Origin of the sequence: Sphingomonas sp. Leaf38, assembly GCF_001421825.1 — a bacterium.
Taxonomy (GTDB): domain Bacteria; phylum Pseudomonadota; class Alphaproteobacteria; order Sphingomonadales; family Sphingomonadaceae; genus Sphingomonas.
The window spans coordinates 332,796-333,780 of sequence record NZ_LMLD01000012.1; the positions used below are offsets into that span (position 1 = coordinate 332,796).

The following is a 985-nucleotide window of genomic DNA, read 5'->3' on the forward strand; positions in this document are numbered from 1 at the left end:
CCCTCCCCGTGCCGGGGAGGATTTTGATGATCTACGATATCCGCCACGTCACGACGTTCGATTACGGCGCGAGCGTCAAGTTCGCGCGGTGCAATCTGCGCCTGAAACCGATCGACTGGCCGGGGCAGCACCTCGATTCCTATGCGCTGTCGGTTCACCCGGCTGGGCGGACCAGCGCCGCGCGCGCAGAGGCGGGGCTCGCCAACGTCACGCGGCTGGTGGTCGACAGCCCGGTCCGGCACCTGACGATCGAAAGCCGGTCGCGGATGACGGTCGACCGCCTAGTGCCCATCCCCGACGCGAGCGACCCGACACTGGGCGAGATCGCGGCGATGGCGCGGGCCAGCACCGATCTGTCCGCGGCGAGCCCGGCGAACTATATATACCCCTCGCCGCTGATCCCGCTCGACCAGGCGATCGCGGACTATTGCGCGATCGATCTCGATCCGTCGCGCGGTGCGCTGGAGGCAGGCATCGCACTCGCGCGGCGCATCCAGCGGGAGTTCGAGTTCGATGCGGATGCGACGCTGGTCGACACGCCGCCGCACGAGGCGTTCCTGCAACGCAAGGGCGTGTGCCAGGACTTCGCGCAGATCATGATCACGGGCCTGCGCGCGGCGGGGCTGCCTGCGGCCTATGCGTCGGGCTATATCAGGACGATCCCGCCCGAAGGCCAGCCGCGGCTGGTCGGGGCGGATGCGACGCATGCCTGGGTGCTGCTGTGGTGCGGGCCGGTGCGCGGCTGGGTCGGGGTCGATCCGACCAACGGGATCTGGATGGCGAGCGACCATATCGTGATGGCGATCGGGCGCGATTATGCGGAGATCGCGCCGGTCGACGGGGTGGTGCTCGGATCGGGCGCGCAGAACATGGACGTCAGCGTGGATGTCGCGCCGCTGGACGAGGTTGCGCTCGGCTGACTTCTTCGCTTCCCTGTTCTCCCGCGAAGGCGGGAGCCCAAGAGCCGCGATCGTTGTCCCTGATT

1 protein-coding gene is annotated in these 985 nt (G+C 68.3%); it reads left to right on the forward strand.

Translation table 11 applies throughout. The features are described 5' to 3' along the window. Nucleotides 1–26 precede the first annotated feature (26 nt). Nucleotides 27–920, forward strand: coding sequence for a transglutaminase family protein (locus tag ASE88_RS17060; RefSeq protein ID WP_056480178.1), 894 nt, complete (start codon nucleotides 27–29; stop codon nucleotides 918–920). Nucleotides 921–985: the final 65 nt, after the last annotated feature.

Coding starts and splice junctions, on each gene's coding strand:
- ASE88_RS17060 (WP_056480178.1), top strand. CDS start 27: ATGATCTACGATATCCGCCACGTCACGACGTTCGATTACGGCGCGAGC.